This window comes from Streptomyces sp. NPDC002577 (genome assembly GCF_053594815.1).
The window spans coordinates 274,830-288,890 of the sequence record NZ_JBSFWK010000004.1 but is presented as its reverse complement, the minus strand read 5'-3'; the positions used below and the strand labels follow the sequence as shown (position 1 = coordinate 288,890).

Here is a 14,061-nt window from a genome sequence, read left to right as displayed (position 1 = left end):
CTCTGTTCCCACCGTCGTCCGTACGGCCCTTGTGACGCCTGTTCCGGCGTAGAACCCGACGCCTATCCGTCCCGTCCTGTTCCGTACCGTTCCGTCCAGTCCCGCGGGCTCCTCATGGCCTCTCCGTACCCAGCGTCCCCCTGATCCATTTCCGCGGCGCGCGCGGCCGGCCGTCACACGCGGGCCCGCCCGGCCGACCGTGACCGACCCGGCCGCCCGACGGCAGTCGTGACCATCAGCAGTCCTCGGCCTCTTCTCTGCGGTACGCCTTGTAGACGCCGGCAGCCATCGCGCCCGCGATCAGAACGCCGCCGCTGATCATCGCCGCGGGGGATCCGGCGAAGCTGCCGCCGTCGCCGGCGTGCACACCGTGCGTCATGTTCGAGTCGGTGTCGGTGTCGGTGTCAGCACCGTCCGCGACGGTGATGGACGAGGACCACTGTTTACCGCCCGGGCAGTTGCCGTCGACGCCCCAGTCGGAGGAATCGCCGGACCCGCCGGACCCGCCTGGGAAGGATGCCGCCGACGGGATACGGGCGATCCCGTGATACGCGGCGGCCGCGACGGCGTCGTCGCCGGGCACGCGGCGCAACTGGACCTCGCCCTCCTCGAAGGCCTGCGACGTCGCTGTGATGGTGTCGGGTGGTGTTCCTCCGCCCGGCCGGCAGGAGACGGAGATGGTGACCGATCCACCCGGCGCCACCCGCTGCGGGCTGACCTCCACGGCCGAGTTCCCACGTTCGCCCTGCTCCGAGTGGTCGTCCGACGCCGATTCGCCGACCGGGTCCTCGGCGTCGGCAGGATCCCTCTCGCCGCCGGGATCCCTCGTCGCCGCAGAGTCCCTCCCACCGGCAGGTTCCTCCGGCGTCGCGGGTTGCCTCTCGCCGGACGGCTCCTCAGGAGCGCCGGAGTCCTGCCGACTCCCGGCGTCCTGCCGACCGTCGGCGTCCTCGCGACCGTCCGCTTCCTGCCGACCAGCATCGGCGTCCGTCCGTCCGTCGGCCTGCTGGCGTCCCTCCGTGTCGTTGCGGCCGATCTCGCCGGACGGCTCCTCGGCAGCGCCGGAGTCCTGCCGGCTCCCGGCGTCCTGCCGGCCGTCCGCTTCCTGCCGACCACCATCGCCGTCCGTCCGCCCGTCGGCTTCCTGCCGTCCCTCCGTGCTGCTCTCGTACCCGCCCGGGTCCTGGGACTCGTCCAGACCCTCGCGCTGACCGGCGCGGTCGCCCTTCTCCAGCCTCTCGGAATCGCCCGCACCGCCCCTCTCGCCCGAGCTCTCGTGCCCGCCTCCCCGGCTCGCGTCCTCGTCCCGGCCCCGGGCATCCCCCGACCCCGCCCGCTTCCCCTCCCCGCTCTCCAACTGCCCCTGACGACGGGGCCCCTTCGCCCCGTCACCGTCCTTCGAACCCCCGTCATACGCCGCCCCGGGACCCACGCCGCCCACCCCATACGCCTCCACGGCCACCGCATGGGCGAGGGGCGCGGTGCCGGTCACGGCGGCCGACGCCAGGACGGTGGCGGCGAGAGCGCGGGCAGTACGCATGAGCGGGCTCCTTCGGCCGGCGTCGCGGCAGGCACGGCGTGTCCGTGCCCCGCACCCCATCACAGCCCGTCCACCGGCGATGCGCGCGCGGCCGTGCCCCATTCGCGCTACCCGCGAAGCCAGCCGTGTGACACGGCCGGGCCGCGCGGCAGGCCCTAGGCCAGCGACACCAGTTTCTTCTCGAGTCCCCGGCCGCGGGTGTCCACGAGGCCCGACGCCACATCGGAGAGTTTGCGGTTGGTGCCCTGGGAGATCCGCTTGAGGATCGCGAAGGCCTCGTCGGCGTCGCAGCCCAGCACGTGCATGACGATGCCGCAGGCCTGGTCGACCAGGGGACGCGCACGCAGAGCGGCACCGAGATGGTCGACCTCCGTGAGCGCCGCCCGGTAGGAGCGGTCGCGTACGAGGCAGGTGGCGGCGAAGTCGCCGAGTGCCTTGGCGGGCCCGTGCGCGACCCCTTCCAGGGCGCCGGGCCGGAAGCTGTACAGGCTCAGCGTGACGGTGAGATGGGGGCGCCGGAAGGGCAGCGTGACACAGGCGCGCACACCGGAGTCGAGGGCCACCGCGCGGTACTCCGGCCACCGCCGTTCGTTCAGCAGGTCCTCGGCCCCGACCGGCTCACCGCGCTCCTCCGCCGCCGGTATCGGCCCCTCGCCGGAGCGCAGCTGTACCGAGACGAGCCCCGCCAGATCGGGATGGGTCACCGCGGCGGGCCGCTCGGAGCCGCCGTCGGACACCGTCGTACCGGCACCGCAGCAGGCGGCGGTGCAGCGAGCCGCCTGTTCCGCGAGCTCTGAGAGCCTCCGCCCGGGAAGGGCGGATTCAGGGGACTCCGGTCCGAGGAATTCGGATTCCGGCATGCTGTGGACCTCCTCCGCGGCGTCGGCTCTCTTCTGCTGTCCTGTGCTGCTGTGTTCTTGCTGTCTTGTACTGGTGTGGTCTCGCAGTCGTGTGCTGTGCTCTCTTGCCACCGCTGACCGGCTCATGGTGCTGCTGCCCGGACGAACCATCGAAAAACACAGGGCCGGGATCTCCGTCGCCTTCCCTGGACGCGGGCTCGACGGGATACGTTCGTCGCATGGCTCAGACGAACGAATTCGGTGAGGAGCTCGCAGATTTCGTACGCCGCGTCGCGGAGCTGAAGGCGGCCCGCTCCGTCCCGAGGGACGAGCTGTCCCCGGTTCTCGACGCGGCCATTTTCGAGCTGGACCATGTCGCCGACCAGCTGTGGCCTTGGTACGAGCGGCTCGCCTCCGGTGGTCCCGGTGGTGCTGCGCCGGGCGGCCTTCCGTCCAACGACCGTCAGGAACAGCAGTTGCTGCGTGCGCTCTTCCAGCGGTTGCCGCTGCCGGTGGCGCTGGTGGACCGGGAGACGGTCGTACGCCGGCTGAACTTCGCGGCGACGGAGTTCACGGGTGTCCGCGCGGGGTACGCGACCGGCCGCCCGCTCACCGGATTCCTCGCGCACGCCGACCGGGCCGCGTTCCGGTCCCAGGCGGCGGCCGTGGCGCGCGGAGACGGGGACCGGAGCCTGACCGTCCATCTGCAGCAGCGTCCTTCCGCGCCGGTCCGTGCGACGCTCACCGCGCTGCGGCCGACCTCGGAACCGCGTACCGCGGTCCTCGTCGTACTGCAGCCCGCTGCCGGCGGCCGGCCGGCCATGACCGCGGGCTCGCCGGGCTCGGGCACGGTGCCCGATCTCGCCGAGACGACGCGGCACACGGCACTGATGGATCTGGTGGACGCCATGGCCACGTCCTTGCTGTCCGCGCCGCCCGGCGACCGGTCCGAGGCCCTGGAGCGGGCGGGCCGGGTCCTGCACGGACGGTTCGCCGACTGGGTGGTGGCCGACGCGGGCGGCGCGGCGCATCTGACGCGTACGACGGTGCTCGGCCCTCCCGGCGCGGACATCGCATCCGTCGCGGACCAGGATCCCGCCGCGTGCCCCCTCGTCGTCGAGGCGGCACGCGGCGGGACGGCCCTGCAGGTGCGGCCGGCGGATCCGGAGGCGTTCGGCCGGGACACGACGGGCGCCCCCGTGCTCGTACGCGCGGATGTGACATCGCTCCTGTGCGTCCCGCTCACCGCGGGCACGGGCGGGGCGGGGCAGGGAGTCCTCACGCTCTTCAGGACCGGTGCCCGGCTGGCGTTCTCCCTGGCCGAGGCGAAGGCGATCGACATGATGTCGCGCCACATCGCGCTCTCGATGCGCCGTCCTGCGCCGTCCCGGCCGACGCCCGCGACGGACGTCGCCGACGGGGACAGCAGGCGGCTGGGCCGCGGCTAGGCCGGCCTAGGCCGCCTCGCTCAGGACCTGGTCGCGCATCTTCTCGCAGCAGCGGCTGATCAGCCGGGACACGTGCATCTGTGAGATGCCGAGCTGTTCGGCGATGCGGCTCTGCGTCATGTCGCCGAAGAACCGCATGTAGAGGATCGTGCGCTCACGCTCGGGCAGTTGCTGCAGACGCGGCTTGACGGCCTCGCGGTCGATGACCACGTCGAGGGCGGGATCCGGCGCGCCGAGCGCGTCGCGCAGCGCGTATCCGTCCTCGCTGCCCGGCAGTTCGGCGTCCAGGGAGAGCGCGGTGAAGCTCTCCAGCGCCTCCAGTCCGACCAGCACGTCCTCGTCGCTCATATGGGCGTGCTCGGCGATCTCGGCGACGGTGGGCATCCGTCCGGAGACGGACTGCGACAGGTCCTGGCAGGCGAAGCGGACCCGGTTGCGCAGGTCCTGGACGCGGCGCGGCACGTGCAGGGTCCACATGTGGTCGCGGAAGTGCCTCTTGATCTCACCGGTGACGGTGGGCACGGCATAGCTCTCGAACGCGGAGCCGCGTGCCGGATCGTACCGGTCGACCGCCTTGACGAGCCCCAGCGCGGCGACCTGGCGCAGATCCTCCAGGGACTCGCCACGGCCGCGGAACCGTCCGGCGAGCCGTTCCGACATGGGGAGCCACGCCTCGACGATCTCCTGGCGCAGTGCGTCGCGCTCGGGCCCGTCGGGCAGTTCGGCGAGCTTGCGGAAGGCCTCTGTGGTGTCGGGTGCGTCGTCGTGCGGGTGCTGCTTCTTCGCTTGTGCCTGTCGCATGGTGCGTCGCGCTCCCTAAAGGTGCGTGCCTGCGATGTCGACGGTCACCGTGGGAGAGCATTCGAGCCGCGCCGGACACAGCCGGGGCGAGTGATCACCGTTCCTGATCACCGTTCTCCCACGGACGTGCCTCCGGTCCGAAGCACTGACCTGCGCCTGCCCCTACGCGAAGGACGCAAACACCGGGTCCGCCATCGATGTACCGGCAGGCCGAGGATTCCGCGGGGCGCCGTGGTGACCCGGTGCCGTGGTCTCACCGTCCGTTCGGGCTGCCCGTGGACGGCGCGAACCTCGCGCCCGGGGCGAGAAGCCCGGGGACATGGAGGCGACGGGCGCGTCGGTCCTCAAGGGCGACGCCGGCCGCCAGGCCCGCGGACCGGCGGCGGCTCGCAGCGTGTCACGGCTTCAGGGGCGCGGCCACGGACGCCCTTCCAGGCGTTCGATGTCGCTGTTGAAGCGGTTGAGGAAGCCGGCAAAGGTGGCCACCTCCTCGGGTGTCCAGTGGGCCAGCACCATCTCGAGCCCGCTGATGTTCTCGGCGCGGTCGCTCTTCAGGCGGCGTTCGCCCTCCGCGGTGATGCTGAACTTGCGGGCGATGCCGCCGTCGGGGTCGGGGATGCGCTCGACGACGCCGGCGCGCAGCATGGCGGCGGTCTGCCGGTTGAGAGTCGAGGTGTCCAGGCCGAAGGCGTCCCGGAGCTGGCCGATGGACATCGGCCCGTCGATCTGTATCCGGCTGAGCAGGACGTAGGCGCTGCGGTCGAGCTTGCCGCCCGAGCTTCGCGCGCGCGGGTTGAACAAATGCGCATGCCGCCCCAGCAGCATGGCTTCGAACTCGACCAGGTGGGTGGGCTTGTCCACGTTCCGCTTCCTCCAGTTCCCGGCCGGCCCCAGGGGTCATCTCGCGCAGGTAGGTCCCCGAAGTCTCCCGCGGACAATTCTCCCGCAACATGCACGATACATGGAACTTGCATAATGCACATGATGTGTACGATGCACATCGTTGGCATACACAAGCAACACATGAGCAAGGAGAACCAGTGGAGGAGTCCAAGCCCGAGGCCCGTTCCGGCGGTGTCGTCGGCGTACTCGCCTTCGCGGGCATCGTGGCTGCGATCATGCAGACCCTGGTGGTGCCGCTGATCGGCGAGTTGCCGAGCCTGCTCGACACCACCGCCTCGAACGCGTCCTGGGTGGTCACGGCCACGCTGCTGTCGGCGGCGGTGGCGACCCCGGTCGCCGGGCGTCTCGGTGACATGTACGGCAAGCGGAGCATGCTGCTGGTCTCGGTGGTGCCGCTCGTCGTCGGCTCGATCGTCTGCGCACTGGCGTCCTCGGTGACCCCGATGATCGTCGGACGCGGTCTGCAGGGCCTGGGCATGGGCGTGGTGCCCCTGGGCGTCAGCCTGCTGCGCGACGTCGTGCCGCAGGAACGGCTGGGTTCCTCCATCGCGGTGATGAGCGCGTCGATGGGTGTGGGCGGTGCGCTCGGCCTGCCGTTCGCCGCGGCGGTCGCCGAGAACACCAGCTGGCGGGTGCTGTTCTGGGTCGCCGCCGCGCTGAGCCTCGTGATCGGCGTCCTGATCGTCCTGCTGGTGCCCGCGGGCCGTACCGGCGTCGCTTCGGGCCGCTTCGACGCGCTGGGAGCGGCCGGCCTGGGCGCCGGCCTGATCTGCCTGCTGCTGGCCGTGTCCAAGGGCTCCGACTGGGGCTGGGGAAGCGGTACCACGCTCGGGCTGTTCGCCGCCGCGGTCGTCGTGCTGCTGGTCTGGGGCTGGTGGGAGCTGCGCGTCGCGGACCCGCTCGTCGATCTGCGGGTGACAGCCCGCCCGCAGGTGCTGATGACGAACGCGGCCTCGATTCTGGTCGGTTTCGCGATGTACGCCCAGTCACTGGTCGTGCCGCAGCTGCTGCAGCTGCCCGAGGCCACCGGCTACGGACTGGGCCAGTCGATGCTGAGCATGGGTCTGTGGATGGCCCCGGCGGGTCTGATGATGATGGCTCTGTCGCCGCTCGGCGCGAAGCTCTCGGCCGCCCGCGGCCCCAAGGTCACGCTGGCCGTCGGAAGTCTGTTCATCGCCGTCGGCTACGGATCGTCCCAGGCGCTGCTCGGCTCGACCTGGGGCCTGCTGGTGGTGACCCTGATCTGCAACACCGGCGTCGGTCTCGCGTACGGGGCCATGCCGGCCCTGATCATGGGCGCGGTGCCGCAGTCGGAGACCGCGTCCGCGAACAGCTTCAACACCCTGATGCGCTCCGTCGGCAGCTCCGTGGCGGCCGCCGTGATCGGCGTGGTCCTGGCCCAGCTGACGACGGACTTCGGCGGCTACGCGCTGCCATCCGAGGACGGCTTCCGCGTCGCCCTGCTGATCGGCTGCGGTGTGGCGCTCGTTGCCGCTGTCGTCGCCTGGTTCATCCCCGTCCGGCCGGCGGCCGCCACACCCGACGCCGCGGCCGCGCCGCTCCCGGCGACCGAGGCCAAGGTCTGACCTGCCCCTAGGCCAGGGCCTAGCGCCGCAACGGGCCGCTGCACCGCCGAGGTGCGGCCGGCCCGCCCGGTCCGCAGTGTGTGCCGCCGCCCGTCCAGGGCGGCGGCACACGTGTCTGCACAGGTGGGCTCGGGTGGCGGATCCCTTGTCCCCTTCCTCTCCGGGCTCGTCCTCAGACGCCGGACGGGCTGGATACGGATACGGCGCTGTGGGGCTGCTGCTCCGCGTCCTCGGCGGGCGGCAGCAGCCACTCCTCGTACCGGCCGAGCGCCAGGACCGCCCCCAGCATCAGCGCTGGAATGATCACTGCGAGCACCATCATGGCCGTGCCCCTTCCCCGTTGGTCCCCAGAGTGGTCGCGGGGGGTGTTGAGGCCGGGTCTCCAGACGTCCGCGAGGCAAACCACGGCGGCGGGGACGACTTGCCGCCACGCCCCCCGCGCACGTGTCGACGAGAGCCCGCCGGGTACTCGTAGAGGACTCCCCCGAGCGACTGGAGGGAAAGATGCAGCGAGGCAGCGCCCGGATCAGCGTCCACCAGGACGAGGAGATGAAGCACGAACTGCAGGGGCGGCTCAGGACGGGGCACCCCACGAGGACCGAGGAGTGGCACGACCCTGAACCGACCGCCGACGACGATCCGGAGGTCGTCAACGGGCCCGTGACACCGGGCCGTTCACCGGAACCAGTGGCCGTCATGCGTTATGAGCTGGCGCGACATCTGGGACGCAGCGCGTTTCCGGCCGACTCCGCCAAGCTGGCGCGCATGCTGCGCAAGCGGCACGCGCCCGACACGCTGATCGAGCCGGTGGAGCGGCTCCGCCGCGGCACCGTCTACCGCACGGTGCAGGAGCTCGCCCATGCGATGGTCCGCGAACCGGAGGGGGCACGGCACCCGCAGGGCCGGTAAGAGGCATGAGGCCTCGCCACAGGGGTACTGCGGGCGGGGCCACGGTCAAGTGGCCGTACCCCTGCAGGCGATGGAACCGAGAAAGGGCCCACAGACATGGCCGATTTCGTGAGGGAAGTCATGACGCCGGGCGTCGTCGCGGTACGTCCGGACGCCTCGCTCGTCGAAGCCGCCCAGCTCATGCGGGCCCAGGACATCGGCGACGTCCTGGTCACCGACGACACGAGCGTCATCGGGGTGCTCACGGACCGGGACATCGCACTGCGTGCGGTCGCTGACGGCACCGACCCGCTGACCGTGAGTGCCCAGTCCGTCTGCACCCCCGACCCGGTCGTCATCGGACCGGACGACGCGGTGTCGGCCGCCGTGCACCTCATGCGGGACCACGCGGTGCGCCGGCTGCCGGTCGTCGAGGACGGCCGCCCGGTGGGGATGGTGAGCCTCGGGGACCTCGCGGTCGCACAGGACCCGGGTTCCGCGCTCGCCGACATCAGCCGTGCGGAGCCCGGCAGTTCGGCCGCAGCGGTCCGCTCGGCCGGCTTCTGAACGGGCGGCTTCCGGCCGGGCACGCGGCCTGGTCCTTTCCCTCGTATACGTCCCTTGTACGTACGGCTCGGGCCCTTATGGCCGTCGCCCCAGCAGGCACAGCAGCTTCGTCTGCACGTCCGCACCCGGCGACGGCTCCACCGGCGCGGCGAACAGCCCGCTCTTCTCCAACTCCGCGGCATACGGCGTGACTTCGCGCACGGCGAAGTCGACCAGGGCCACCGGGAGGCGCTCGTCGGCGCCGACCGCACGGGACAGATCCCAGGCGTGCACCACGAGGTCCGCGATCATCTGTGAGCAGTAGTTCGAACCGCGGGTGTCGCCGTACGAGAGATGGACGACGCGATCGAGAGCACCGTGGCTGGTGAAGGCCCTGCGGGACGCCTCGGCCCCGTTCTCCCAGGACGCGACGGGCTCGTGGCCGAGCAAGTCGCCGTCGAAGGTGTCCCCGATCGCCTCGATGGTCGCCCCGTGCACGACCAGCGGCGACACCCACAGCTGCTCGGCGGTCAGGTGGTTGACGAGATCACGGACGGTCCACTCGGCACACGGGGTGGGCGCGTCCCACTGATCCGTACGGACGGCCCGCACCCGTTCGCTGAACAGGTCCAGTGCCTCGGAGTGCCGGGCGAGCAGCGGGATCTCTGCCATCACCGTCACCGTCCGCATTCCCTCTCCCGCGCTCCCTCACGGGTACGGCCCGCGACGACGGGCCTGCGCGGATGGCGGCGCAGATACTCGCCCTCCAGCTGCGCCATGCGCTCGTTGTGGGTGCGCAGCGCGTCATTGGACCCGTACAGCAACGTGTCGTGACGGGTGCGGTGGATCGTCTCCAGCTCCTTCATGAGCTGCTGGTCGTCCAGGCGGGCCGGGTCGACTCCGTCCATGTCGGCGCCCCATTCGTCATCGTGTCGTTCCATGTGTACCGGGTACCCGAACCGCCACGATCGGCACAGGACGGCGTCCGGGAGGAAGCCATGGATCTCGAGTTCCTCAATCCACTCTACGAACATCCCGGGCCGTGGGCCTCCGTGTACGCCGACACGTCGCGGCACACGGAGTCCACGCCCGACGAGCGATCACTCGAGGCCCTGTCCGTGTCCCGCACCCTGGCCGAGCAGGGGGCCGACGAAGACACCTGCCGGGCGGTCCGCACGGCCCTCGAGGACCTGCGGCACTCCACGGAGCCGTTCGGGCGGGCGCTGTTCGCCACGGCCGGAACCGTCGTCCTGGATCCGCCGCTGACCGTGGCACCGGGAGGCAGCCAGGTGCACTGGGGTGCCCTGCCGCACACGGCCCCGCTGCTGGAGCTGGCCGGGGAGGACCCGGTGTGCCTGGTCGCGTACATCGACCGGCGGGGCGCCGATTTCGAGCTGCGCGGCGCGCGGGGGACGCAGGATGCCGGTGCGGTGGCCGGCCGGCAGTGGCCGGTGCACCGTACGGCTTCCTCCGACTGGTCCGAGCGCCACTTCCAGCTGCGGGTCGAGAACACGTGGGAGCACAACGCCGCGGAGATCGCCGACGCGCTCACCGTGTGCGAGGAGGAGACGCGGGCCGAGCTGCTGATCCTGGTGGGCGACGACCGCCAGCGGCGCGCGGTGCACGAGCGTCTGCCGCAGCGGCTGCACCCCCAGACGGTGGAGGCCGCGCACGGAGCGTCGAGCCGGCTCCTGGACGAGGAGGTCGACCAGGCCCGCGCCGACCACACGCGGCGCCGGGCGGAGGAGGACCTGGAGCGGTTCCTGGCCGCGCTCACCCCGGACGAGGAAGGCCGCACGGGGGCGCTGGAAGGGGTGCCCGCACTCGTCGAGGCGGCCCGGGAGCACCGCATCGCCGAGCTGCTGGTCCGGCCGGGCGCACCCGACGCCCACCGCGAGGTCTGGGTCGGCCGCGACCCCGATCAGCTGGCCGTACGCCGAACGGAGGTCAGGGAGCCGCTGGGCGAGCCGGAACCCCGGTCGGCCCGCGCGGACGACGCACTGCTGCGCTCCGCGGTGGCGACGGACGCGGAGGCCCGCTCCCTGGCGACGGCCCACCCGCTGGCCTCTCCGGCGGGCGGCCTGGGGGCCCTACTGCGCTGGCGGTGACCCAAGGGGGGAGGGTGGCCCCCCGCGTCAGCGCACCCGCTCCACCCGCCGCTCATCCCACACCGGCTCCGCCGTCTCCCGCACTCGCCCATCGCTGCCGAAGACCAGATACCGGTCGAACGACCGAGCGAACCACCGGTCGTGCGTCACGGCGAGCACCGTCCCCTCGTACGCCTCAAGCCCCTCCTGGAGCGCCTCGGCCGACTCCAGGTCGAGGTTGTCCGTCGGCTCGTCGAGCAGCAGCGCCGTCGCCCCCGCGAGTTCGAGCAGCAGGATCTGGAAGCGGGCCTGCTGCCCGCCCGACAGCTTCTCGAACCGCTGTTCCGCCTGGGCGGTCAGCTCGTAGCGGCGCAGCCGGGACATCGCGGCGCCCCGGTCCTTGGCGTGCTCCAGCCACAGGATGTCGAGCAGGGTGCGGCCTTCGAGCTCCGGGTGGGCGTGCGTCTGCGCGAAGTGTCCGGGCACGACGCGGGCGCCGAGCTTCCACTCCCCCGTATGGGTGACGCCGTCGCCGGCGAGGAGCCGCAGGAAGTGCGACTTGCCGGAGCCGTTCGACCCGAGCACCGCGACCCGTTCGCCGTAGAAGACCTCCAGGTCGAACGGCTTCATCAGGCCCGTCAGCTCCAGGCCCTTGCAGGTCACGGCGCGTACGCCCGTGCGGCCGCCGTGCAGGCGCATCTTGATGTCCTGCTTGCGCGGCGGCTCGGGCGGCGGCCCCGCCTCCTCGAACTTGCGCAGCCGCGTCTTCGCCGCCTGGTAGCGGGATGCCATCTCGTCGCTGCGCGAGGCGTACTGCTGCATGTCCAGGACGAGCTTCTTGAGCTGCGCGTGCTTCTCGTCCCAGCGCCTGCGCAGCTCCTCGAAGCGTTCGAACCGCTCGCGCCGCGCCTCGTGGTAGGTCGCGAACGAGCCGCCGTGCACCCACACGTCGCTGCCCGCCGGGCTCGGCTCCACGCTCACGATCTTCTGCGCGGCGCGGGCGAGGAGTTCGCGGTCGTGCGAGACGAAGAGGACCGTCTTGCGCGTCTCGCGCAGCCGTTCCTCGAGCCAGCGTTTGCCGGGCACGTCGAGGTAGTTGTCCGGCTCGTCGAGGAGCAGCACCTCGTCGGTGCCGCGCAGCAGGGCCTCCAGGACGAGGCGTTTCTGCTCGCCGCCGCTGAGCGTGCGCACCTCGCGCCACTGCGCCTTCTCGTACGGGACACCGAGCGCGGCCGTGGTGCACATGTCCCAGAGCGTCTCGGCCTCGTAGCCGCGCACCTCGGCCCAGTCCGACAGCGCCTGCGCGTACTGCAGCTGCGCGGCCTCGTCGTCGACGGTCATGATCGCGTGCTCGGCGGCGTCGACGGCCTTCGCGGTCTCGCGGATACGGGGCGGCGCCACCGAGACGAGCAGGTCGCGCACGGTCGTGGTGTCGCGCACCGCCCCCACGAACTGCGGCATCACACCGAGCCCGCCGCTGACCGTGACGCTGCCGCCGTGCGGCTTGAGCTCGCCGGACACCAGCCTCAGCAGGGTCGTCTTGCCCGCCCCGTTCGGCCCCACCAGGGCGACCGCCGCGCCTTCGCCGACCCGGAACGAGACATCGCCGAGCAGCGCCCTCCCGTCCGGGAGGTAGTACTCGAGATGCGCCGCTTCCAGATGCCCCATGGTTGCGGATTGTGACGGGCATCGAGGGGCTGCGGCAACGGTTTTTCGCGGCCGGGTGCCGGGCTTGGTGGCAGTCCGGGCGATGCGGGTACCCGTGCCGCATGTCCACCGGAATGTCCACCGACGTCGACCTCACCGTCCCCGAGTTCCAGCGCCACACCCTCCTCAGCCGGCTGGTGGCCCTCGACTGCCGCCTCTTCGAGGCAGTGGCCACCCGGCACTGGCCCGGCGCCGACCGGCTCCTGCCCTGGCTGAGCCGGGGCGCCAATCACGGGCTGCTGTGGTTCGGCACAGCCGCGGCGATCGCCGCGACCCGGTCGCCGCGGGCCCGGCGGGCCGCGCTGCGCGGAACGGCATCGCTGGCGCTCGCCTCCGCGACCATCAACACCGTCGGCAAGCGTTCCGTGCGCCGGGCCCGACCGCTGCTCGACGTGGTGCCGCTGACGCGGCAGCTGAAGCGGCAGCCGATCACCACGTCGTTCCCCTCGGGCCACTCGGCGTCCGCCGCCGCCTTCGCCACGGGTGTGGCCCTGGAGTCACGCCGCTGGGGCTCGGCCGTCGCCCCGCTCGCGGCCGCCGTCGCCCTGTCCCGCGTCTACACCGGCGTGCACTTCCCGAGCGACGTGCTGGCCGGTGCCGCACTCGGGGCGGGTGCGGCCTTCGCGGTACGCGGCCTCGTCCCGACCCGCGACCAGCTGCAACCCCTCGCACGCCCGGCCGCCGACGCCCCCGCACTGCCCCGCGGACAGGGTCTGGTCGTCGTGGTCAACACGGCGGCGGGCCAGCCGGAGCGGATCCGCGCACTGCGCGACGCCCCGCCGCTCGCCGATGTGGTGGAGTGCGATCCGGACGCCATCAAGGATCCGGACGCCATCAAAGACGAGTTGGAGGGCGCGGCCCGTCGGGCCCTGGCCCTCGGCGTGTGCGGCGGCGACGGCACCGTCAACGCGGCCGCGCGGGTCGCGCTGCGCCACGGACTGCCCCTCGCGGTGGTTCCGGGCGGCACTCTCAACCACTTCGCACAGGACATCGGCATCGAGGACGTCCGGACGGTGTGCGAGGCCGTGGAGCGCGGGGAGGCGATCGCGGTCGACGTCGGCCGGTTCACCGTACGGGACGGCGTCGGAGAGGAGACGGAGGGGAGTGAGGGGTCGGGCACCAGCGACGAGTCCGGCACCGGCGAAGGCTCCGCGACCAGCGAGGGCTACTTCCTCAACAACCTCAGCCTCGGGGTGTACGCCGAGCTCGTCCAGGAGCGCGAGCGGTGGGCCCCCCGCATCGGCGGATGGGCGGCCGGGGTGTTCGCGGCGGCACGCGTCCTGAAGGCGCACCGGCATCCGCTCCGCGCCGGGTTCGTGATCGGCGAGCAGCCGTTATGGCTGCTGTTCGCGGGCAACGGCACCTATCACCGTACGGGCCTCGCCCCCGGCCGCCGCTTCGATCTCGCGGACGGGCTGCTGGAGTGCGCCTGGTGCGCGGCGGCCGCAGGCCCGGCCCGCGGCTGCTGGCCGCGGCGCTCGCCGGTCCGCTGACGCGCTCCCCCTTCCACGCGGCGGTGCGGCTGCGCCGACTGCGGGTCGGCGGCATCGCGGAGGGCACCCCGATGGCGTACGACGGTGAACTCACCACACTCAGCGGCGAGTTGACGATCGACAAGCTCCCTGAGGCACTGGTCGCCTACCGTCCGTTCCCGCAGGACCACATGACCACATAGTGAGATAGCGGTCTCATTATTCGGCGACTCCGCGTACGCTG

13 protein-coding genes and 1 pseudogene are annotated in these 14,061 nt (G+C 72.1%); 6 read left to right on the top strand and 8 right to left on the bottom strand.

Translation table 11 applies throughout. The features are described from left to right. Window positions 1–235 precede the first annotated feature (235 nt). Both ACWD4J_RS08885 and ACWD4J_RS08880 read right to left on the bottom strand, forming a co-directional pair. Complete coding sequence (locus tag ACWD4J_RS08885; RefSeq protein ID WP_451394609.1) at window positions 236–1,540, bottom strand: hypothetical protein; 1,305 nt, start codon at window positions 1,538–1,540, stop codon at window positions 236–238. Window positions 1,541–1,695: 155 nt separating this feature from the next. After that, on the bottom strand, window positions 1,696–2,400 hold the full coding sequence (locus ACWD4J_RS08880) for an ANTAR domain-containing response regulator (protein ID WP_451394608.1): 705 nt from the start codon (window positions 2,398–2,400) through the stop codon (window positions 1,696–1,698). A gap of 218 nt (window positions 2,401–2,618) precedes the next feature. On the opposite strand from ACWD4J_RS08880, the gene ACWD4J_RS08875 reads away from it, so the two are divergent. Further along, window positions 2,619–3,827 (top strand): PAS domain-containing protein, encoded by a 1,209-nt coding sequence (locus ACWD4J_RS08875; RefSeq protein ID WP_451394607.1) that lies wholly within the window; start codon window positions 2,619–2,621, stop codon window positions 3,825–3,827. Window positions 3,828–3,833: 6 nt separating this feature from the next. Here the strand turns inward: ACWD4J_RS08875 and ACWD4J_RS08870 are convergent, their stop codons facing one another. Both ACWD4J_RS08870 and ACWD4J_RS08865 read right to left on the bottom strand, forming a co-directional pair. Then, window positions 3,834–4,628, bottom strand: a complete 795-nt coding sequence (locus ACWD4J_RS08870) for an RNA polymerase sigma factor SigF (RefSeq protein ID WP_451394606.1) — start codon at window positions 4,626–4,628, stop codon at window positions 3,834–3,836. A gap of 405 nt (window positions 4,629–5,033) precedes the next feature. Continuing rightward, window positions 5,034–5,489, bottom strand: coding sequence for a MarR family winged helix-turn-helix transcriptional regulator (locus ACWD4J_RS08865; RefSeq protein ID WP_451394605.1), 456 nt, complete (start codon window positions 5,487–5,489; stop codon window positions 5,034–5,036). Between the two features lie 179 nt (window positions 5,490–5,668). Between ACWD4J_RS08865 and ACWD4J_RS08860 the strand changes: the two genes are divergently transcribed. Further along, the gene (locus tag ACWD4J_RS08860) at window positions 5,669–7,117 is read left to right on the top strand and encodes an MFS transporter (RefSeq protein ID WP_451394604.1); all 1,449 of its coding nucleotides are present in this window, start codon (window positions 5,669–5,671) and stop codon (window positions 7,115–7,117) included. 172 nt (window positions 7,118–7,289) lie between these two features. Here the strand turns inward: ACWD4J_RS08860 and ACWD4J_RS08855 are convergent, their stop codons facing one another. Next, window positions 7,290–7,439, bottom strand: coding sequence for a hypothetical protein (locus tag ACWD4J_RS08855; RefSeq protein WP_451394603.1), 150 nt, complete (start codon window positions 7,437–7,439; stop codon window positions 7,290–7,292). Between the two features lie 182 nt (window positions 7,440–7,621). Between ACWD4J_RS08855 and ACWD4J_RS08850 the strand changes: the two genes are divergently transcribed. Together ACWD4J_RS08850 and ACWD4J_RS08845 are read left to right on the top strand one after the other, a co-directional pair. Then, the gene (locus ACWD4J_RS08850; RefSeq protein ID WP_451394602.1) at window positions 7,622–8,026 is read left to right on the top strand and encodes a DUF2795 domain-containing protein; all 405 of its coding nucleotides are present in this window, start codon (window positions 7,622–7,624) and stop codon (window positions 8,024–8,026) included. Between the two features lie 96 nt (window positions 8,027–8,122). Continuing rightward, on the top strand, window positions 8,123–8,572 hold the full coding sequence (locus ACWD4J_RS08845) for a CBS domain-containing protein (protein WP_451394601.1): 450 nt from the start codon (window positions 8,123–8,125) through the stop codon (window positions 8,570–8,572). A 75-nt stretch (window positions 8,573–8,647) separates the two neighbouring features. Here the strand turns inward: ACWD4J_RS08845 and ACWD4J_RS08840 are convergent, their stop codons facing one another. Together ACWD4J_RS08840 and ACWD4J_RS08835 are read right to left on the bottom strand one after the other, a co-directional pair. Further along, window positions 8,648–9,223, bottom strand: a complete 576-nt coding sequence (locus ACWD4J_RS08840; RefSeq protein WP_451394600.1) for a TIGR03086 family metal-binding protein — start codon at window positions 9,221–9,223, stop codon at window positions 8,648–8,650. 5 nt (window positions 9,224–9,228) lie between these two features. Continuing rightward, a complete protein-coding gene (locus ACWD4J_RS08835) occupies window positions 9,229–9,492 on the bottom strand; it encodes a DUF6158 family protein (protein WP_451394599.1) in 264 nt (87 codons plus the stop codon). Between the two features lie 57 nt (window positions 9,493–9,549). On the opposite strand from ACWD4J_RS08835, the gene ACWD4J_RS08830 reads away from it, so the two are divergent. Continuing rightward, window positions 9,550–10,659 carry a baeRF2 domain-containing protein gene (locus tag ACWD4J_RS08830; RefSeq protein WP_451394598.1) on the top strand — a complete coding sequence of 370 codons (1,110 nt, stop codon included), beginning with the start codon at window positions 9,550–9,552 and terminating at the stop codon, window positions 10,657–10,659. A gap of 27 nt (window positions 10,660–10,686) precedes the next feature. On the opposite strand, the gene ACWD4J_RS08825 is transcribed toward ACWD4J_RS08830, so the two are convergent. Then, complete coding sequence (locus ACWD4J_RS08825; RefSeq protein ID WP_451394597.1) at window positions 10,687–12,306, bottom strand: ATP-binding cassette domain-containing protein; 1,620 nt, start codon at window positions 12,304–12,306, stop codon at window positions 10,687–10,689. A 113-nt stretch (window positions 12,307–12,419) separates the two neighbouring features. Between ACWD4J_RS08825 and ACWD4J_RS08820 the strand changes: the two are divergent. Continuing rightward, a pseudogene (locus ACWD4J_RS08820) lies at window positions 12,420–14,020 on the top strand (phosphatase PAP2 family protein). Window positions 14,021–14,061 lie beyond the last annotated feature (41 nt).

Coding starts and splice junctions, on each gene's coding strand:
- ACWD4J_RS08885 (WP_451394609.1), bottom strand. CDS start 1,540: ATGCGTACTGCCCGCGCTCTCGCCGCCACCGTCCTGGCGTCGGCCGCC.
- ACWD4J_RS08880 (WP_451394608.1), bottom strand. CDS start 2,400: ATGCCGGAATCCGAATTCCTCGGACCGGAGTCCCCTGAATCCGCCCTT.
- ACWD4J_RS08875 (WP_451394607.1), top strand. CDS start 2,619: ATGGCTCAGACGAACGAATTCGGTGAGGAGCTCGCAGATTTCGTACGC.
- ACWD4J_RS08870 (WP_451394606.1), bottom strand. CDS start 4,628: ATGCGACAGGCACAAGCGAAGAAGCAGCACCCGCACGACGACGCACCC.
- ACWD4J_RS08855 (WP_451394603.1), bottom strand. CDS start 7,439: ATGATGGTGCTCGCAGTGATCATTCCAGCGCTGATGCTGGGGGCGGTC.
- ACWD4J_RS08850 (WP_451394602.1), top strand. CDS start 7,622: ATGCAGCGAGGCAGCGCCCGGATCAGCGTCCACCAGGACGAGGAGATG.
- ACWD4J_RS08845 (WP_451394601.1), top strand. CDS start 8,123: ATGGCCGATTTCGTGAGGGAAGTCATGACGCCGGGCGTCGTCGCGGTA.
- ACWD4J_RS08840 (WP_451394600.1), bottom strand. CDS start 9,223: ATGGCAGAGATCCCGCTGCTCGCCCGGCACTCCGAGGCACTGGACCTG.
- ACWD4J_RS08835 (WP_451394599.1), bottom strand. CDS start 9,492: ATGGAACGACACGATGACGAATGGGGCGCCGACATGGACGGAGTCGAC.
- ACWD4J_RS08830 (WP_451394598.1), top strand. CDS start 9,550: ATGGATCTCGAGTTCCTCAATCCACTCTACGAACATCCCGGGCCGTGG.
- ACWD4J_RS08825 (WP_451394597.1), bottom strand. CDS start 12,306: ATGGGGCATCTGGAAGCGGCGCATCTCGAGTACTACCTCCCGGACGGG.